The following is a 17896-nucleotide window of genomic DNA, read 5'->3' as shown; positions in this document are numbered from 1 at the left end:
TTCCGCGCCGCCGGGCACCAGACCGATTTCCTGAAGCTGCCGGAAACGCGACGGCTCTTCCGCAGCGAGCAATATCTGCCGTCGCCAACGATCGATCGTGAGCCACTCAGCCGGTGGAGGGAATCCGGCGGGAAGTATATGTTCGCGCGTGCCCGTGAACGTGTGAGCGAGCTTGTCGCCAGCTACGCGCGACCCAGCATGGCCGCAGATGTGGAGGAGCATCTACTCGACGTCGTGCGCAGGCGAGCAGGCAAGGCAGGATTGCACAGTTTGCCGGGAATCTAGCTTCGATTGCACGGAAACCGCTCGTTCGGCGACAATGGCTGGCCGCGAGAGGACGTGTTTCTCACCGCGTTCTTCTGTCGGACCTCGAAGGCATGTCTGACCTGACCCGTTTGTCTGCTTCCACCATGGCGCAGCAGGTGCGCGCCCGCAAAATATCGTCGGTAGAACTGATCGACGCGCACCTAGCGCGCATCGAACGCCTGAATCCGCAATTGAACGCCTTCGTCTCGATGGACGTGGAGGGAACGCGCCGGGCCGCGCAAGCAGCTGAGGAGGCGGCGATGCGCGGTGACGAGCTGGGGCCGCTGCACGGTGTTCCGGTAAGCATCAAGAGCTCGATTGACGTCGTCGGGCTGCGCTGCGAAGCGGGTACGAAGATACGCGCCGGCAATGTGGCCCAGCAGGATGCGCCTCTGGTGGCGCGCCTGAAGGCCGCTGGGGCGGTGGTGCTGGGTACCACCAACGTTCCGGAGTTCCTGATGGCGTGGGAGACGGACAACCTGCTGTACGGGCGCACCAACAGTCCCTGGGACCTGGAACGTACGCCGGGTGGCTCGAGCGGCGGCGAGGCGGCTGCCATCGCGGCGGGGCTCTCGGCCGCCGGGGTAGGTTCCGACGGGGGAGGCTCCATTCGCGTGCCGGCACATTTCAGCGGCATCTGCGGGCTCAAGCCTACCCCCGGCCGGGTGCCCGCCACCGGACACTTCCCGGAATCTCTGGGGCCTTTTGCGCCGCTGGGGGTGGTAGGACCGATGGCGCGGACCATCGAAGACGTCCGACTGATGTTCGAGGCGATGGCGGGAGCGGACTGGGGAGACACCAGCGCGGCACCGGTCCCGCTGCGGCGAGTCAGCGAGAATGACGCACGCGAGCTTCGTGTCGGCTACTTCGAGGACGACGGTTGCGTTCCCGTCACGGACGAAACGCGAGTTGCGGTCCGCGCGGCAGCCGACGCGCTGCGCCAGCAGGGTTTCGACGTCGTGCCTTTCCGGCCGGACGTCTTGCCGCAGGCGCGCCGGCCGTGGAACGTAATGTTCGGCCGCTGCGGCCAGATGGTGCTGGGGCCGCTGGTCGCCGGGCGCGAAGCGGATCAGCACCCCATCCTCAAAGAACTCCTGGCATCGATCGGGACAAGACCTCCGCTCACCGCTGCCGACCTCTTGAACGCGTGGCTGGAGCGAGATGTGCTGCGGCTGCAACTTTTGGCGCAGATGCGCCAATTTCCCGTGCTGCTCTGTCCGGTGTGCGCCATTCCGGCTTTCCGCCATGGTGAGCGCCGCTGGACGATCGGTGGAACGACAGTGGAATACCTCGGCCGTGAGCGCGATGCCTTTTCCTATGCCGAGTACTTCAACGCCCTGGGGAATCCGGCAGCGGTGGTTCCGGTCAGCCGCTCTGCCGAAGGTCTGCCGATCGGTGTGCAGGTCGTGGGGAGGCCGTGGGAAGAGGAGGAGACGCTGGCGGTCGCGGCTGTTCTCGACAGGGCGTTCGGTTTTCAGGGGCCACCGATGTTCCACGAGAGCCCCTAAGGGCTATTCGCGCACGAGCGGCTGCAGTTGAAGTCGCCCATCCGGGCAGTTTAGTCTGCGGGAGAGCATGAGCCCACCGCGTTGGTTCCTCCGTTCGCTGCCAGCACTCGTCCTACTGCTGTTCCTGGGTGCGCCTCGGTTCGCGGCCCAGAAAACTCCGGGGTTCTCCACAACTCAGGGCACCGAGACAACGCGCGACTCCGCCGCGGCAGTCAGGGCCAACAACCTGGGCGCCGCATATATGAACCAGCAGCGCTTCGCGCAGGCCCTGCAGCAGTTCGAGCAGGCCGCGGCGTTGGATCGAAGGCTGTGGGTGGCGCGGCTCAACCAGGGGATAGCGCGGTACAACGCGCAGCAGTTCGATCGGGCGAAAGCCATCTTGGAAGAGATCACCCGGTCGCATCCGGAAAGTGTGCGGGCCTGGTACAACCTGGGCCTGCTGCTCCGCCAGCAGGGAGAGTCCGAGGCTGCTCTACAGGCTTTCGGCCGAGCGGCACAGCTCGATCCGGACGACGCGGACACCCAATATTTCCTAGGCTGGATGGCCACGCAGTTGGAGAACTACGGCGACGCCATCGCGGCGTATGGGCGGGCGCTGGCACTGAACCCTTTCCATGCTTCGGCGGAGTTCGGCTTGGCGCGTGCTTTGCAGCGTCGCGGTCAGACCGAGCAGGCGCGGGAACACCTGGCGCGATTCCAGCGGATCACGCAGGAAAAGCTGGGCGCTCCCATCAGCCTGGCGTACGGAGACCAGGGGCGCTACTCGCTGGCAGAAGAAATCGGCGGGGTCCGGAGGACGCCGATTGCAGCCGTCCCGGTTCGCTTTGCGCCGGTTGCGCGAGCGACCGGTTTGCGGTTCACACATCGCAGCTCCCCGACCGGGTCAGATGAGGAACTGGGGTCCGGCGCGTGCTTTTTCGATTACGACGGCGATGGGCGACCGGATCTCGCGCTGCTGAACAGCGGCGGAGATAGCGCTATCGCGCTATATCACAACGTAGCGCCGGGACGGTTTGTGAATGCGACCCAGACCGCGGGACTCAGGACTGACGGGCAGGCCATGTCCTGTACGGCTGGTGACTTCGACAATGATGGCAAAACGGACCTGGCCGTGAGCTTCCGGGGCGGCGTTCGCTTGTTCCACAACCTGGGCGCGAAATTCGAAGACGTTACCGCCAAGGCGGGCCTTGAGGCAGGCGGCGAAGCCTCTCATTCAGAGCCCAAGGGCCTGTTCCTGGGTGTGACCTTCGTGGACTATGACCACGACGGAGACCTGGATCTCTATGCGGCGCGATTCCAGACGGTAAGCGACCCGGCGAATTCCGAGCCGGTTCCTCTCGCTGCGCCAATGGGTAACGTCCTGTGGCGTAACAATGGCAATGGAACTTTCACGGAGCGCACCGAGCAGACCGGGCTGGCGGGCGAGAATCCGAGCTTTGGAGCGGTTCTCTCGGACCTGAATTCCGACCGCGCCGTGGACCTGGTGGTGACCGGCACCGGCCCGGCGCCGACCATGTACCTGAATCCAAGGGAAGGGAAGTTCCGTGCCGAGCAGCCTTGGGCACAAGCGATGCCCGGACCGGCGGTGGGGGCCGTCGTATTTGACTTCGACAAAGACGGCTGGATGGACCTCGCATTCACCCATACGCAAGCGCCCGGACTTAGCTTGTGGCGCAATCTGAAGGGGAAGTCCTTCGAGATGGTTGCGCTGCCTGAGACGGGTTGGCGGCGTGGCTGGGGAGTGGCGGCGGTTGATTACGACAACGATGGTTGGATCGACCTGGTGGCCGCCGGCGAATCGAACGGCGGCGGGGAACTCAAGGTCCTGCGGAACAAAGGAACTCAAGGTTTCGAAGACGTTACACGCGCAACCGCGCTTAGAGGCTTGAAACTGTCGAGCCCTCGTGCGGTTCTGGCAGCCGACTATGATCGCGACGGCGACAGCGACCTGTTGATTACGCAGAACAACGGCCCGGCGGTCCTTTTGCGAAACGACGGCGGCAATCGCAACGGCTGGTTGCGGCTGGCCTTTCGAGGCCTGAACGACAACAAGAGCGCGGTGGGCACCAAGGTGGAGGTATTCGCCGGAACCCAGTGGCAGAAATGGGAGATCGGCTCGTCGTCCGGGTACCTGGGGCAGAGCGCACCGGAGATCCTGGCCGGCCTGGGGCGGGAGCGCCGCGCTGACATCGTGCGCATGCTGTGGCCCACCGGCGTCCTGCAGGATGAAATCCAGTTCGTGGCGGGCCGCTCGGTGACCGTGGATGAGATCGACCGGCGAGGCTCTTCCTGCCCGGTCTTGTTTGCCTGGAACGGTGAACGCTACGAATTCGTGACGGACATGGTGGGCGCCGGAGTCCTGGGGCACTGGGTGGCGCCGGGAGAGCAGAACATCCCGGACCCAACCGAGTACGTGAAGGTGGGCGGCGAGCGCGTCCGGCCACGCGAGGGACGCTTGAGCTTTCGCTTCGTCGAGCCCATGGAAGAGACCGTCTATCTCGACCAGGTCCGCCTGCTGGCCGTGGATCATCCCGAAGGCGTGGAGGTTCATCCCAACGAACACTTCCGCATTGGGCCGCCGTTTCCGGAATTCCGGGTGATTGCTTCCCGTGGGGCTCGACCACCGGCGGGCGCCTGGGATGACCGCGGGCACAATGTGTTGCCGTTGGTCGAACAGACTGACCAGCGTTATGTGGACAGCTTCGCGCGCCAGGCATTCCGCGGCTTCGCCGAGCTGCACAGCCTGGAATTGGATCTGGGTGAGCCGTACACCGCCGGACCGCTGCGACTGATCATGACCGGATATATCGACTACTTCACGCCGACGTCAGCCTATGCGGCGGATCAGGCGGGCGTGCAGGCTATCGTCCCCTACGTCGAGGCGCTCGATGCCGGCGGGCATTGGGTGAAGGTGGTCGATGAAATGGGTTTTCCGGCGGGACTGGCGCGCACCATGATTGCGGACCTCTCCGGGAAGCTTCCCGCGGGGGCACGGCGCATCCGCATCCGTACCAATCTCTCCATCTACTGGGACCAGATCCTGATCGATCGCACGAGCGATGCACCTCCCGTGCGTCTGAACGAGGTTCCACTGGCCCGAGCCGAGCTTGCGTACCTGGGATACCCGCGTCTGGTCGAGGGGCATCCCACAGGCAACGTGCGCTTTGATTACGCCCAGGTGAGCGCGACGGGGCCGTACGCACGCCACCTGGGCAGCTTCACGCGCTACGGCGAAGTACATGAACTCCTGACTGCGGCCGAGGATCGATTCGTGGTGATGGGCTCAGGCGACCAGGTGGCGCTGGACTTTGATCCGGCCGGCCTGCCACCGCTGCCCCAAGGGTGGAAGCGCGACTACTTCTTTTACGCTGACGGCTTCACCAAGGACATGGACTTTTACGCTGCGCTCGCGTACAGCGTGGATCCACTGCCGTTCCACGGCATGGGGACGTATCCCTATCCTGCATCCAAGGCCTTCCCGGATGACGCGGCGGCGCTCGAGTATCTGCTCAACTTCAACACGCGCTTGGACCGGGGCACCGCGCCGCCCAGCCTGCGCTTCCGGTATGAGAAGCCAACTAGTGCGACGAAGCCGGGGAGAGGGCCGAGATGAAGCCGGGATCAGAACGCAGCAGGGCGGGGAAGTCACGCACGTACTGCTTCAGGTGCCGGTACCAGAAGCCGTGAAACTTGAACTGTTCCATCTCAGCCAGGGCTTGCTCCGGAGTCCATCCCTCGAACGCCATGCGATAAGCCGCCACCATCACACCCGTTCGATCCGCGCCACGGTGGCAGTGCACGAATATCGTGGTGCGCGGATGATTGCGCGTCAGACGAAGGAACTCCTCGACCTGCTCCTTGCTTGGAAGTGATCGTGCGCTCCAGGGGATGCTCAGGTAGCGCATGCCGCGCGACTCCACCTCGGTGCGCTCCTTGCGGATCGCATCCTGGCTGGTGTTGAAGTCAACGACGATCTCGACGCCCAGCCGGCGGAGTGTGTCAAATCCTTTCTCTTCCGGCTGGCCGCCGCGAAACAAGCGCTCGTTGACACGCCCGAGATTGGGTAGACCGGGCTCCTTCAGCTTGACGGCCGGAGCCGCGGCCTTGGTGGCAGGCGGAGACGCCTGCTGGCCGTTGAGCTGAGGAACCGGCAGCCCGAGGAACAAGGCCGCGACCGTTGTCCAGGTCAGCAGGTGACGTCGAGTCCGCGCGCGGACGAAAGCGGTTGCGATATGTCTCGAAGTTGACACTCAGACATTCTATCTTCGTGCTCGTCTACAATGCTGCCCTGCGAGTGCGAGTCCCACAGTGCACACGGCGGAAGTGGTCATTATCGGCGGCGGAATCGTCGGGTCGAGCATCGCCTATCACCTGACGGAAGCCGGATGCCGGGATGTGTTGGTGATCGAGCGGGAAACCCATCAGGGCAAGGGCTCCACCGGCAAGAGCATGGGCGGCGTGCGGGCCCAGTTCTCGACCCCTGTCAACATCCAGATGTCGCTGTACTCCATCCCGTTCTACGCCTCGTTCGAGGAGCGGCTGGGGCATCCTTCGGGTTACCGGCCGCAGGGGTATTTGTTCGCCGCGACCAGCGACGCACATTTGAGTTACTTGCGCGCCAACTATGAACGTCAGGTAGCGCTGGGTTTGAAGACAGCGCGGCTGATCTCCGCCGACGACATCACGCGGATGTACCCGCAACTGCGCTCGGATGACATTCGCGGCGGCAGTTTCTGCTCCACGGACGGATTCGTGGACCCTTACAGTGCCATGGTGGGCTTCATGACCCGCGCCGCCGAACAAGGAGCGCGCCTATGGCGGGATACCGAGGTGACCGGGATTGCCCGTAATGGAGATGGCGTTTCGTGCGTAGAGACGACACGCGGTCCGGTCGGGACGCGCACGGTGGTGAACGCGGCGGGAGCGTGGGCCGCGGGAGTGGCCCGCATGGCGGGGGTGGACCTGCCGGTCGAGCCGTTGCGCCGCATGCTGGTGCCGACCGAGCCGTTCGACGCCTTCCCCCGGACCGCGCCCATGATCATCGACATGTCCAACGGCTTTCATTTTCGCCCGGAGGCTCTCGGTTTCCTGCTGGCGTGGAACGATCCGGAGGAAACGCCGGGATTCAAGACCGACTTCGATCCCAACTTCATCGAAAAGGTGCTGACGCGCGCCGCGGACCGAGTGCCCTGCTTCGAGCAAGTGGCCGTGAATCCCAAGCGCGCCTGGGCGGGTTTGTACGAGATGACTCCCGACCATCATCCCGTCCTGGGACCTGCATCCGGCGTCCGAGGCCTGTTCTTCGCCAATGGCTTCAGCGGACATGGGGTGATGCACGCCCCAGCCACCGGCAAGATTGTTTCCGACCTGATCCTCACGGGAAAGACGGACGTGGTGGACGCCAAGCTGCTCAACCTGGAGCGGTTTGCCGAAGGGCGGATGATCGAAGAGACTGCGGTTCTGTGACTACCCGTTGGCGGTCGTCCGAACCCTTGTAGTTATTCCTGGATTCACTCGCAGAATTCCATAATTACCATTCAGTACACAGACTTGGAGGCTCACCCTTGAGTTCCTGGCCCGGGAAAGCACTGCTGTCCTTCCTGCTTCCTGGAGGCCTGATCGTGCTGTGTGCGATGGCGCTGCTCGAGGGAAGGGAGGTTTCCCCGCCGGCGGCGGTGGCGGACTTCTATCTTTACGCCACGTTGGCGGCCGGCGCGCTCCTGGCTTGGCGATTCCAGGCCCGGCGGGCATTCCTGGCGTTCCTGGTGATGCTGTTGGTGGACCGGGGCATGTCCTTTGCTCAGTCCGGAGGAGCCCCGGCGATGTTTGACCTGCTGGCCGTACTGCTCCCCATCAACCTGGTCCTGCTGGCGTTTGCCGACGACCTGGCGTTCCGGCTGGAGTCGGTCGGGGTGCCAGCCGCCCTGTTGCTGGCGCAGGCGGGAGCGGTCTCGGTGGTTTCTCGCTCCGAACTGGCGGCCAGCCTGGATGTGCTGCGCGAGCCTCTCCTAGCCCCGCAACTCTTCGCGTGGGCGCATGTGCCGCAGGTGCCGCTGTTTCTCTTCCTGGCCGCAGTCCTCATGCTCCTGCTGCGTTATCTGCTCCTGCGGCATCCCCAGGACATCGGGTTCTTCTGGGCCATTGGGGCAGCGTTCCTGGCGGTGCGCACCATGGGGAACGGCAAGGTGGCAACCGCCTACCTGGCTACCGCAGCGCTGGTGCTGGTGGTGAGCGTGGTTGAGACTTCCTACCGGCTGGCGTATCACGACGAACTCACCCGCCTTCCTGGCCGGCGCGCGCTGCAGCGGGCTCTCGAACAGCTCGGTGGCCACTACAGCATTGCGGTGCTGGACATCGATCATTTCAAGAGTTTCAACGACGAATACGGGCACGACACCGGCGACCAGGTGTTACGAATGGTCGCTGCTCGCATCTCGCAGGTGACGGGCGGTGGCGATGCCTTCCGCTATGGCGGTGAGGAGTTCGTCGTCGTGTTTCCGGAGCGTTCACTGCGCGAAGCGTACCCGCACCTGGAGGATCTGCGAAAGATCATCGCCCACTCGACTTTCAATGTACGCGGCCCCGACCGCAGCCACAGGAGAAGAAAGGAGCGCCGCTGCGGCACACGGGCGCGGAGTGGGGCGCCCAGCGGGCCGCGCAGGACGTCGGTGACGGTCAGCATCGGCCTGGCCGCCGCGAGCGCCCAGCTCAAACAGCCGGAGGATGTCGTGCGCATGGCTGACAAGGCTCTCTACCGCGCCAAGGCGGCGGGCCGTAACCGGGTGGAAGTAGCCGGACTTTCTCGACCGATCGATCGTCCTCGTCAACAGGCACCGGTCGGAACCTAGGCCATCTCCGCGCTACTATCAGGCCGCAACTTGGCGGCCGGTGTTGCATCTTATCCTTGGCATCTTTCCGGAGTGATTTCAATGACAGAAAAGGCGACATTTGCGGCCGGCTGCTTTTGGGGAATCGAGGCGGCGTTTCGCGAAGTGGCAGGCGTGGTGGACACGCAGGTGGGATATTCGGGCGGGCACTACGACAATCCCACCTACCACGATGTATGCACGGACCAGACCGGGCATGCGGAAGTGGTCGAGGTCACGTTCGATCCGGCTCGTGTTTCCTATGACCAGTTGCTCGATGTCTTTTGGAAGATCCATGACCCGACGCAATTGAACCGCCAGGGGCCGGACTATGGATCGCAGTACCGCTCGGCGATTTTCTTCCATTCACCGGAGCAGGAAGCCGGGGCGCGAGCGTCGAAGGAGAAGCAGCAGAAGTCCGGCCGAGTCTCTCGGACTATCGTGACCAAAATCGAGCCCGCGTCGACCTTTTACCGCGCGGAGGAATACCACCAGCGCTACCTGGAGAAGCGCGGCGCGAAGGCCTGCCACTTTTGAGCACTAGTGGGCCGCTCTCACGGCGACCCAAGCTGCGATTACTTCTTGAAGAGGTTGTCGAAGGCCCTGCGGGCATCGTCGGGGCTGCCGCTCGAGACTGAGGCGGGGCCGGCTCCGGTTTCACGCTCCACGCGCACTTGTAACTCGAAGAACTGGCAGTCATTGCGCGCGTCCTTCTGGGCGATGCGTTCCGTGATGGGCTTGGAGCACTCGAACCGGCTGCCGGGATCGAAGAACGAACATTGCTTGCACGCATGCAGGGCTGCCCCGCATTTGGGGCATTGGCCCCGGGGATCCACCTCAGGACCTAGGATGGCGCCGCATTGGGCGCAGCGGGAGATGGCCCGCTTGCCGGGCATTTGGAGCGCTCGTGGTCCGAACGTCTCTTCTTTCTTCTTCGGTCTTTCCTTCGGAGCGCTCCGTTCTTCGGAGCGGTCCATGTAGCCGCGCTGCCGGTATTTGCGGTCAGACATATGCGGCCTCCTTCCGTCGAATGACGGCGTACGGCCTACGGGGAGGATTCTTACTGCCCGGAGATCGGCGATCCAGCGAGCAGAGCGCCGCTTCTATCTGCGTGCCTTGCGTGCCCGTTCCGGGGCTTCAGCTTCGACCGGACTCGCCCCATCCGCCGCCGCCGAACGAGCCGGCTTCTTGGCTTGCGCCAGGCTCATCTTCAGGGCCTCCAGGATGTCCACTACTGGGGCCAGCCGCTCGGGCGCAGCCACTTCCACGGTCTCGTGGCCTTCGACCTTGGCCCGGATAAGCCCTTTCAGATTATCGCGATAGTCATCCTTGTACTTCGTGGGTTCGAAGGGTCCGGCCAGCGACTCGATCAGATTGATGGCAAGATCCAGTTCCTTCTCCTTGACCAGGGAGGAGTTGGTGCGGAACTCATCCACCTTGCGGATCTCGTCGGTGTAGTACAGGGTGTGCATCAGGATGCCCTTCTCACCCGGCCGCAGAATCACGACATGCTCACGGTTGTGCATGGCCACTTTGGCCAGAGCCGCGTAGCCGGTGCGCCGCAGCGCCTCGAACAGCAGCGCGTACGGCTTCTCGCCGGCTTCTTCCGGCGCCATGTAGTAGGAGCTTTCATAGTACAGCGGGTCGACTTCGGCCGACTTGACGAACTCCACGATCTCCATCGTCTTGGCGGTCTTGGGGGCGACCTTCTTGATGTCCTCGTCTGCGACCACTACGTACTTGTCTTTCTCATACTCGTAGCCTTTGACGACATCGGTGCGCGGGATGGGCTTGTCCTCCAGCGCGCAGTACAGCACGTTCTTCACCCGCGAGTGGTCTTCCTTATGAAGCTGGTTGAAGCTGACGGTTTCGCTGCGCGCCGCGCTGTACAATCGGACAGGAAGCGAAACCAGACCGAACGTGAGATGCCCTTTCCAAACCGTACTGGCCATGTAACCTCAGGGAACCGGGGGTCTTCGGGGGAAGTTAAGCCTATATCATACCCATCCCAGCGCTTCAAGATTACCCCATGTCACTAGATGAATACCTGCGGAAAAGGGTTTTCGAGCAGACCCCGGAGCCGCGTCCCTCGGGTGGCGAGGCGACCGGGAACCGCTTTTATGTTCAACGACATACGGCCCGTCGGCTTCATTACGATTTTCGGCTGGAGTACGAAGGTACGCTAAGGTCCTGGGCGGTTCCCAAGGGCCCCACGCTCGACCCCGGTGAGAAGCGCCTGGCGGTGATGGTGGAAGACCACCCGCTGGAATACGGCGAATTCGAAGGCACCATCCCGGAGGGCAACTACGGAGCCGGGGGCGTTCTGCTGTGGGATCGGGGCACCTACACATGGCTCGGGGACAAGCCCCCGGCCGAGCAGTGGGAGCGCGGCGACCTGAAGTTCCAGCTGCATGGCAAGAAGCTGATGGGCGATTTTGCCCTGGTGCGGATGAAAGGGCGCGGCAAGAAGAATGAGTGGCTGCTCATCAAGAAAAAGGATTTCGCCGCCCGTTCAGGATGGGACGCCGAGGATGACCTGCGCAGCGTGGCCAGCGCGCCGGAAGACTTGGCCAGCATCCCCGGCGCCGTAACGGCGCCGATGCCTCGAAGCGTCACTCCCATGCTGTCCGTGATCGCCGAAACCTTGCCGGAGGGCGCGGAGTGGATCTACGAAGTCAAGTGGGACGGCGTACGCGTTCTGTGCTTCCTTGAGGGCGGAAAGGTGCACCTGGTCTCGCGCACCGGGCGCTCGATGGACGCGCAATATCCGGAGTTGAGGGACCTCAGGCCGTGGGTGCGTGCGGAGTCCGCCATCCTGGACGGTGAGATTGTCGCCCTGGACGAGAACGGCCGGCCGAGCTTCTCGTTGCTGCAGCCGCGCATGATGGCGGGTGCCAGCGCCGCCGCTAAGCTGGCGCGTTCGCAGCCGATCACGCTGTTCGCTTTTGACCTGCTGTACTGCGATGGGGTTGATTTGCGCGCCGCGGCGCTGGTCGAGCGCAAGCGCGTGCTTTCCGGCATTCTGCGGCCCGGTGGCCCCGTTCATTACTCCGAGCATTTTGTGGGACATGGCGCCGAACTCATGCAGGCGGCGCGCGGGACTGGTCTCGAAGGCATCGTCGCCAAGCGCGCCCTCAGCCCTTATCAGCACCGGCGGAGTTCCGATTGGTTCAAGCTCAAGGTGCAGAGCCAGCAGGAATTCGTCATCTGCGGCATGCTCGAAGGCGAGCGCAAGCCCTTTGGCTCGCTCGTGCTGGGCTACTTTGACGAGGGCAGACTGGTGTGGGCGGGCAACGTGGGCTCCGGTTTCGACGGCAAGACGCTGGAGGTTGTCGCTCGCCTGCTCGAACCCCTGGTGGAGAAGCGGAGCCCACTGCACGAGCCTCCAGAAGCGTTGAAAGGAGTCAGCTGGGTCCGGCCGGAGGTCGTGTGCACGGTGAAGTTCGCCTCCTGGACCCCGGAGGGACGTCTGCGCGCACCGGTGTTCCTGGGCATCCGGACGGACGTGCCGCCGGATCAGTGCGTGCGGGAAGAAACTCGGGTCGCTGCGGAGACGATTGCGCCGGCGAAGGCCGCGCTTTTGCCGGCAGGCGGGCCCGAAGAGATCACGCTGCAGGTCGAGGGCCGCCGGCTCAAGTTCACTCACCTGAGCAAGGTCTTTTATCCGCGTGAGGGTTACACCAAGCGCGACGTCAGCAATTACTACGACGCCGTCGCGGAGTTGTTGGTGCCTCATTTGAGTGGCCGCCCGCTCACCCTTAAACGCTATCCGGACGGTATCGAAGGCGAGCATTTCTTCCAGAAGGAGGCGCCGGCCGGTATCCCGGACTGGGTGCGCGTCGAGCCCGTAACTTTCAGCGATGGTAAAGAGCCCACTCGTTTCGTACTTTGCGAAGACCGACCCAGTCTTCTGTGCCTGGCCAATCTGGGCTGCATCGATCAGAACCCGACCATGAGCCGCGTGGGCTCGATTGACCAGCCCGACTTCATTCTGATCGACCTCGATCCCAGTGATTGTGGCTACGACCGCATCGTTGAGGCCGCGCAGGTCATCCGCCGCCGGCTGGGCCAGGTCGGGCTGGAAGGATATCCAAAAACCACGGGCGGCGATGGCATGCACATCTATGTGCCGGTCGAGCCGGGTTACACCTTCGAGCAAACCAGGACCTTCGCAGAGGTGCTGGCGCGCTTGGTGGCGAGCGAAAGGCCCGATCTCTTCACCACGCCGCGAGTGGTCTCCCGCCGTGAAAAGGGCAAGGTGTACTTTGACCATCTGCAGAATGGCGAGGGCAAGACGATTTCCGCTCCCTACGTGTTGCGCGCCTATCGCGGTGCGCCGGTAGCGACGCCTTTGGCGTGGCGGGAAGTGGTGGCGGGTCTTTCCCCGGAACGGTTCCACCTGGGCAATGTGCTGGACCGGTTCCAGCGGCTGGGGGATATCTTCCGGCCAGTGCTGACCGACTTGCAGCGTCTCGAGGAGCCGCTCGAGAAGCTGGCGGAGCTGGTCCACGCCGCCGCAGGGGGACGAGGCAAGACCGCCAAGTAGCGGCCGGGAATCAACGGCCGGTAGGATGAATCTGAGGAGCATGGCATGAGCGACAAGATCGAGAAGAGCGACGCCGAGTGGCGCCAGATCCTTACTCCGGAGCAGTTTGAGGTGACGCGGCGCAAGGGCACCGAGCGTGCCTTCACTGGGGAATACTACGACTGCCATGACGACGGCGTGTACCGGTGCGTTTGCTGCGGCGCGGAATTGTTCACCTCCGATGCCAAGTTCGATTCCGGCACCGGCTGGCCTAGTTTCGTTCGTCCGGCCTCGGAAGGAGCCGTGGACACCGAAGAAGACGACAGTTTTTTCATGCGGCGCACAGAGGTCCTGTGCGGCCGTTGCGACGCCCATCTGGGCCATGTCTTTCCGGACGGCCCCAAGCCCACCGGGATGCGCTATTGCATCAATTCGGCCGCACTGAAGCTGGAGAGAAAAGAGGACGAGGAGTAATCCCGCCGGGGTGATCGACCTGCCTCAACTGGTTCGGATTTGCTATCTCCGCGACAAGGGGTTCGAGATCCTGGGCGGAGGCGAGCAGGTGGTCTACCGTGGGCCGGACGGACGTACCATCAGCAACTGGGAGCTGATTCACACCCCATCCTATGAAGTATTCAAGCGGGGCTTTCGTGATGGCTTCGAAGACCGAAAGAGTGCCGGAAACGTTGATCCCAGAGGAAGGGCAGACTACGAAGCCGGCGTTGTTTGCGGCAGGCGGGAGCGCGAGAAGCAGCGCTGAGCACCCACTATGCTTCGCGCGCCTCGAGGAGCGTACTGTACTCGCCCGTGGTACGGAACCGGATCTCCAGGCGCTTGCCCTTGGGCAACGCGTTGCGCATGTCGCCGGCAAAGGTCATCTGCTCATGGCCGGCGCTGTCGCGTGCCAACGTAACCACGGACTTGTTCGGCTGGCCGATCGGCGCTTCGAAGTAGAGGACGTTCTCCACTCGAGCTCGAACCGTGTGGACTCCCTCCACCGAAGCCGCCATGTGCACAGGCACGGAGGCCGACGTCGAGCGCGCCGTACTCTTCGAGCCATCCTGTTCTTTCTTGCCGGCGAGGCGAGCCGGGAGCAATCCCTTCTGGCGGAGGTCCAGGAGAGCATTGAGGCCAAAGATGCCGGAGATGGCCACCAGAATGAGGCTGGTGAACAAACCGTCTACCGTAAATCTTTCGACCCTGGCCAACAGCACTCCGGCCATGATCAGCGGCAAGATAGCCAGCAGGATTGAAACAATCAGCGTTCCCATTGCCAATCGGTATCTCTCCCTCGTGATTCTAACGCACAGGGAGCTAACGTCGAAACGAGCCGCCATTGTTCAGTGGCTCTTGTGTTTTGTTCGCTGATCGTGATGATGGTTGGAATGACAGAAGTTGAGGAGAATATGGAACGCTACATTCGATGGAGCGACATCAAACCTGAGGTCCTTAATCCTAGGCTGGAGCGCCAGTTCGTCACCGCGCAGAACGTGACACTGGCCCGCTTCTCGCTGCGCAAGGGCCTGGTGATTCCCGAGCACAGCCACATCAATGAGCAGCTCACCAGCGTCCTTCAGGGCGCTCTTAAGCTTATTTTCTCGGGGCGGGAGGTGATTGTGCGTGCCGGCGAGGTGGTCTGCATCCCGCCCCACCAGCCGCACGCGGCGGAGGCGGTGGAGGATACGATCGTCCTCGATGTCTTCAGTCCTCCGCGCGCCGACTGGCTACAGGGTGACGATGCTTACTTGCGGGAAGCGCAGAAATAAGGCAAGACAGGTCAATGCGGCGGTTGCTCGGCCCCACGCGTTGCTGTAAGTTCTAGCCGATGGCTCGCAGTGCCCCTCGGGTGACCTTCGTTACGATTCTTGCCGCCCTCGTCATGTGCCCCTTGGCAGGTGCGCAAAGCGCCGCAGCACTCGCGGCCCAGGGGCGACGGGCGCTCGAAGGGGGTAACGTTACAGCAGCCGTAGCGAAACTCGAAGAAGCACACGGGTTGGCGCCGGCTGACCGCGAGATTACCCGCTCGCTGCTGCTTGCCTACCTGCAGGGCAGGCGCCCCGACCGGGGTGCGGTGCTGGGCGTTGAAGCGGTCGAACGCTGGCCACAGGATCCCGGCCTTCGCCACCTGCTGGGGCTGGCGCTATTCCAGAGTGGCAGGAATCAGCCGGCTCTCGAACAGTTGACACACGCAGCGCGTCTCGCACCACGTAGCGCTGACATTCATCACGACCTCGCGCTCGTGTATCTGGCGGAACGGCAGTATGCGCCCGCCGCCGAGCAACTGGAGAAAGTCATCGCGCTGAGCCCGCGCTCGGCGATGGATCACGTTCTGTTGGGGCGGGCCTATCTCAATTCCAACCGCACCCTCGATGCCATCCGCGTGTTCCACAAGGCGCTCGCGCTCGATCCGCGGCTGCCACTGGGGCATTACCATCTCGGCTTCGCCTACGGTGCCCTGGGCCGGAACCGGGAGGCTATCGCTGAATACCGGAAGGAGCTGGCGGCGCGACAGGACAATCCCGAAGTTTTCTATCAGTTGGGGCATACGCTGCTCGAATCGGGCGAATGGAACGAAGCCGTGCAGCATCTGGAGCGAGCGGTTGCGCTCGATCCCTCCAACCAGGCTGCGCACTACGATCTGGGCAAAGCTCTGCTGCTCCTGGGCGAGACAGAGAAAGCGATTGTGGCGCTGCGCCGGGCGCTCGAACTCGACCCCAACGACGCCAGCGCGCACTTCCAGTTGGCGCGCGCGCTGGAGAAGTCCGGCCGCACAGAAGAAGCGCAACAGCACCTCGCACGCTTCCAGGAGCTCAAGGCGCAGCAAGAGCAGACCGGCGGAATGGCTACGGGACGGGTTCGCGAATGATGCGTGGCTCCCGCTGCCCAGGCCTCGCAGCCGTCCTGTTGCTGCTCCTTAGCCTGCCTTTGTTCGGACAAGGGACTCGCACAACCAGACCACGGCCTCGAGTTCCCGTGGCGCCTGCACTCTTCGAAGATGTAACCGCCAAGGCCGGAATTCAGTTTCACCTCACCTGCGGCAGCCCGCAAAAGCTCTACATCATGGAGACCCTGTGCGGCGGTGTCGCTCTTTTCGACTACGACCGCGACGGCGCAGTGGACATCTTCCTGGTCAACGGCTCTACGCTCGAGGGGCTGCGCAGCGGCAAGCATCCGGGCAGCAAGCTGTATCGCAACAACGGCGATGGTGCGTTCACGGACGTAACCGAGGCTGCGGGTTTGGCAGCGGCAGGCTGGGGACACGGCGCTGCTGTCGGCGACTTCGATAATGATGGCTGGCCGGACCTGTACGTGACCTACTTCACCGGGGGACGGTTGTTCCGCAACACGGGCAAAGGCGCTTTCGTGGATGTCACCGCCGCCGCGGGCGTAAGCAATGAAGGCCGCTGGGGCACCAGCGCAGCATTCGGCGATTATGACAACGACGGATTTCTCGACCTCTATGTTGCGAACTACGTCGATCTCGATCTTGACCACCTGCCGGCTTTCGGGAGCGGTCCCTTCTGCCAGTATCGCGGCATCCCGGTCTCTTGCGGCCCGCGTGGATTGAAGGGTTCGCGCGACCGCCTCTATCGCAATAGCGGCGACGGCACCTTCACCGACGTCACCGAGAAGCTGGGTATCGACCCGCAGGCCTATTACGGCCTTGGAGTCATCTGGGGGGACGTCAACGGTGACGGCTGTCAGGACGTTTACATCGCCAATGACTCGTCACCCAGCCTGCTGTATTTGGGCGACTGCAAGGGTGGACTGAAAGAAGACGGAATCACCGCCGGCGTGGCCTACAGCGAGGACGGCCGGGAGCAGGCCGGGATGGGTGTCGATCTCGGCGATTACGACAATGACGGCCGTCCCGACCTCGCCAAGACCAACTTCTCCGACGACAGCAACAACCTTTACCGCAACAACGGCAACGGCAATTTCACGGACATGGCTGGGCGCGCAGGCTTCGGGCCGGTCAGCGTCCCCCTGCTCGGTTTTGGAGTGCGCTTCTTCGACTTCGACAACGACGGCTGGAAGGATATCTTCGTGGCCAATGGCCACGTCAATCCGCAGGTGGACCAGCACACCTTCGGCGTGACCTATGCCCAGCGCAGCCTGTTGTTCCACAACCTGGGCAACGGCCGTATGGAGGAAGTGGGCGAGCGCGTCGGCCGAGCGCTTGCCGTCAACCGAGTCAGCCGAGGGCTCGCTGTCGCCGACTTCGACAACGACGGCCACCTCGATCTCCTGCTCACCAACCTGGACGACTCGCCCACGGTCCTCCACAACGTGGCCCCCGCTGCCGGCAATTGGCTGAGAATCCGGACCGTGGGCGCCAGGTCCAATCGCGATGGCTACGGCGCGCGAGTCGAGGTGACCGCCGGCTCTCTTAGCCAAAGCGACGAGGTGAGAGCTTCCAGCAGCTATCTTTCCTCAAGTGATCCCAGCCTGCATTTCGGTCTAGGGAAGGCTACTCGTGCCGACCGGATCGTGGTGCGCTGGCCCTCCGGTGCGACGGACACAACAACCGATGTGACTGCCAACCAGGAGATTGTGATCGAGGAGGGGAAAGGAATCCTACGTGCTCTCGTCCGGCCGTCTGCCACGTTGAGGGGGCAATCCGCACCGGCCAGCCCGCGTCCAGTCCCAAAGTTGTAGCCAGCCTTCCGCGTCCCACGAAACAGTTACGC

Annotated in this window: 16 protein-coding genes; 12 read left to right on the top strand and 4 right to left on the bottom strand. The window is 63.3% G+C overall.

Features of this window, described 5'->3' with window-relative positions; all coding sequences use genetic code 11:
• The 3 genes from VLE48_13440 to VLE48_13430 form a co-directional block, all read left to right on the top strand.
• Window positions 1–285, top strand: a 285-nt coding sequence (locus VLE48_13440; protein ID HSA94012.1) for a trimethylamine methyltransferase family protein, incomplete at its 5' end; no start/stop codon positions are given.
• A 92-nt stretch (window positions 286–377) separates the two neighbouring features.
• Window positions 378–1814: an amidase gene (locus VLE48_13435; protein ID HSA94011.1), complete on the top strand. Its 1437-nt coding sequence runs from the start codon at window positions 378–380 to the stop codon at window positions 1812–1814.
• A 241-nt stretch (window positions 1815–2055) separates the two neighbouring features.
• Window positions 2056–5427 carry an FG-GAP-like repeat-containing protein gene (locus VLE48_13430; protein HSA94010.1) on the top strand — a complete coding sequence of 1124 codons (3372 nt, stop codon included), beginning with the start codon at window positions 2056–2058 and terminating at the stop codon, window positions 5425–5427.
• Here VLE48_13430 and VLE48_13425 read toward each other — a convergent pair.
• Complete coding sequence (locus VLE48_13425; GenBank protein HSA94009.1) at window positions 5393–6064, bottom strand: tyrosine-protein phosphatase; 672 nt, start codon at window positions 6062–6064, stop codon at window positions 5393–5395. The genes VLE48_13430 and VLE48_13425 overlap by 35 nt on opposite strands.
• A 58-nt stretch (window positions 6065–6122) precedes the next feature.
• Here VLE48_13425 and VLE48_13420 point away from each other — a divergent pair, with 58 nt between their 5' ends.
• The 3 genes from VLE48_13420 to msrA all read left to right on the top strand — a co-directional run bounded on the left by VLE48_13420 (window position 6123) and on the right by msrA (window position 9217).
• Complete coding sequence (locus VLE48_13420; GenBank protein HSA94008.1) at window positions 6123–7280, top strand: FAD-dependent oxidoreductase; 1158 nt, start codon at window positions 6123–6125, stop codon at window positions 7278–7280.
• A 98-nt stretch (window positions 7281–7378) separates the two neighbouring features.
• A complete protein-coding gene (locus tag VLE48_13415; GenBank protein HSA94007.1) occupies window positions 7379–8662 on the top strand; it encodes a GGDEF domain-containing protein in 1284 nt (427 codons plus the stop codon).
• 81 nt (window positions 8663–8743) lie between these two features.
• On the top strand, window positions 8744–9217 hold the full coding sequence (msrA, locus tag VLE48_13410) for a peptide-methionine (S)-S-oxide reductase MsrA (GenBank protein ID HSA94006.1): 474 nt from the start codon (window positions 8744–8746) through the stop codon (window positions 9215–9217).
• Window positions 9218–9255: 38 nt separating this feature from the next.
• Here the strand turns inward: msrA and VLE48_13405 are convergent, their stop codons facing one another.
• Together VLE48_13405 and VLE48_13400 are read right to left on the bottom strand one after the other, a co-directional pair.
• Window positions 9256–9690: a hypothetical protein gene (locus tag VLE48_13405; protein HSA94005.1), complete on the bottom strand. Its 435-nt coding sequence runs from the start codon at window positions 9688–9690 to the stop codon at window positions 9256–9258.
• A 93-nt stretch (window positions 9691–9783) separates the two neighbouring features.
• On the bottom strand, window positions 9784–10632 hold the full coding sequence (locus tag VLE48_13400) for a Ku protein (protein ID HSA94004.1): 849 nt from the start codon (window positions 10630–10632) through the stop codon (window positions 9784–9786).
• A gap of 77 nt (window positions 10633–10709) precedes the next feature.
• Between VLE48_13400 and ligD the strand changes: the two genes are divergently transcribed.
• Genes ligD through VLE48_13385 form a run of 3 tightly spaced genes read left to right on the top strand, consistent with a single transcriptional unit; the run spans window position 10710 to window position 13965 of the window.
• A complete protein-coding gene (ligD, locus tag VLE48_13395) occupies window positions 10710–13226 on the top strand; it encodes a DNA ligase D (GenBank protein HSA94003.1) in 2517 nt (838 codons plus the stop codon).
• Window positions 13227–13271: 45 nt separating this feature from the next.
• Window positions 13272–13679 carry a peptide-methionine (R)-S-oxide reductase MsrB gene (gene msrB, locus VLE48_13390; protein HSA94002.1) on the top strand — a complete coding sequence of 136 codons (408 nt, stop codon included), beginning with the start codon at window positions 13272–13274 and terminating at the stop codon, window positions 13677–13679.
• Between the two features lie 10 nt (window positions 13680–13689).
• Entirely contained in the window at window positions 13690–13965 is a 276-nt protein-coding gene (locus VLE48_13385; protein ID HSA94001.1) for a hypothetical protein, read from the top strand.
• Between the two features lie 7 nt (window positions 13966–13972).
• Here VLE48_13385 and VLE48_13380 read toward each other — a convergent pair whose 3' ends face one another.
• Window positions 13973–14476: a hypothetical protein gene (locus tag VLE48_13380; GenBank protein ID HSA94000.1), complete on the bottom strand. Its 504-nt coding sequence runs from the start codon at window positions 14474–14476 to the stop codon at window positions 13973–13975.
• Window positions 14477–14611: 135 nt separating this feature from the next.
• Between VLE48_13380 and VLE48_13375 the strand changes: the two genes are divergently transcribed.
• From VLE48_13375 to VLE48_13365, 3 genes are all read left to right on the top strand, one after another.
• Window positions 14612–14971 (top strand): cupin domain-containing protein, encoded by a 360-nt coding sequence (locus tag VLE48_13375; protein ID HSA93999.1) that lies wholly within the window; start codon window positions 14612–14614, stop codon window positions 14969–14971.
• Window positions 14972–15030: 59 nt separating this feature from the next.
• A complete protein-coding gene (locus tag VLE48_13370; GenBank protein ID HSA93998.1) occupies window positions 15031–16071 on the top strand; it encodes a tetratricopeptide repeat protein in 1041 nt (346 codons plus the stop codon).
• 107 nt (window positions 16072–16178) lie between these two features.
• The gene (locus VLE48_13365) at window positions 16179–17864 is read left to right on the top strand and encodes a CRTAC1 family protein (protein HSA93997.1); all 1686 of its coding nucleotides are present in this window, start codon (window positions 16179–16181) and stop codon (window positions 17862–17864) included.
• Window positions 17865–17896: the final 32 nt, after the last annotated feature.

The organism is Terriglobales bacterium, assembly GCA_035454605.1.
GTDB lineage: Bacteria > Acidobacteriota > Terriglobia > Terriglobales > Acidobacteriaceae > DATMAB01.
This window is presented reverse-complemented; position numbering and strand designations above follow the sequence as displayed.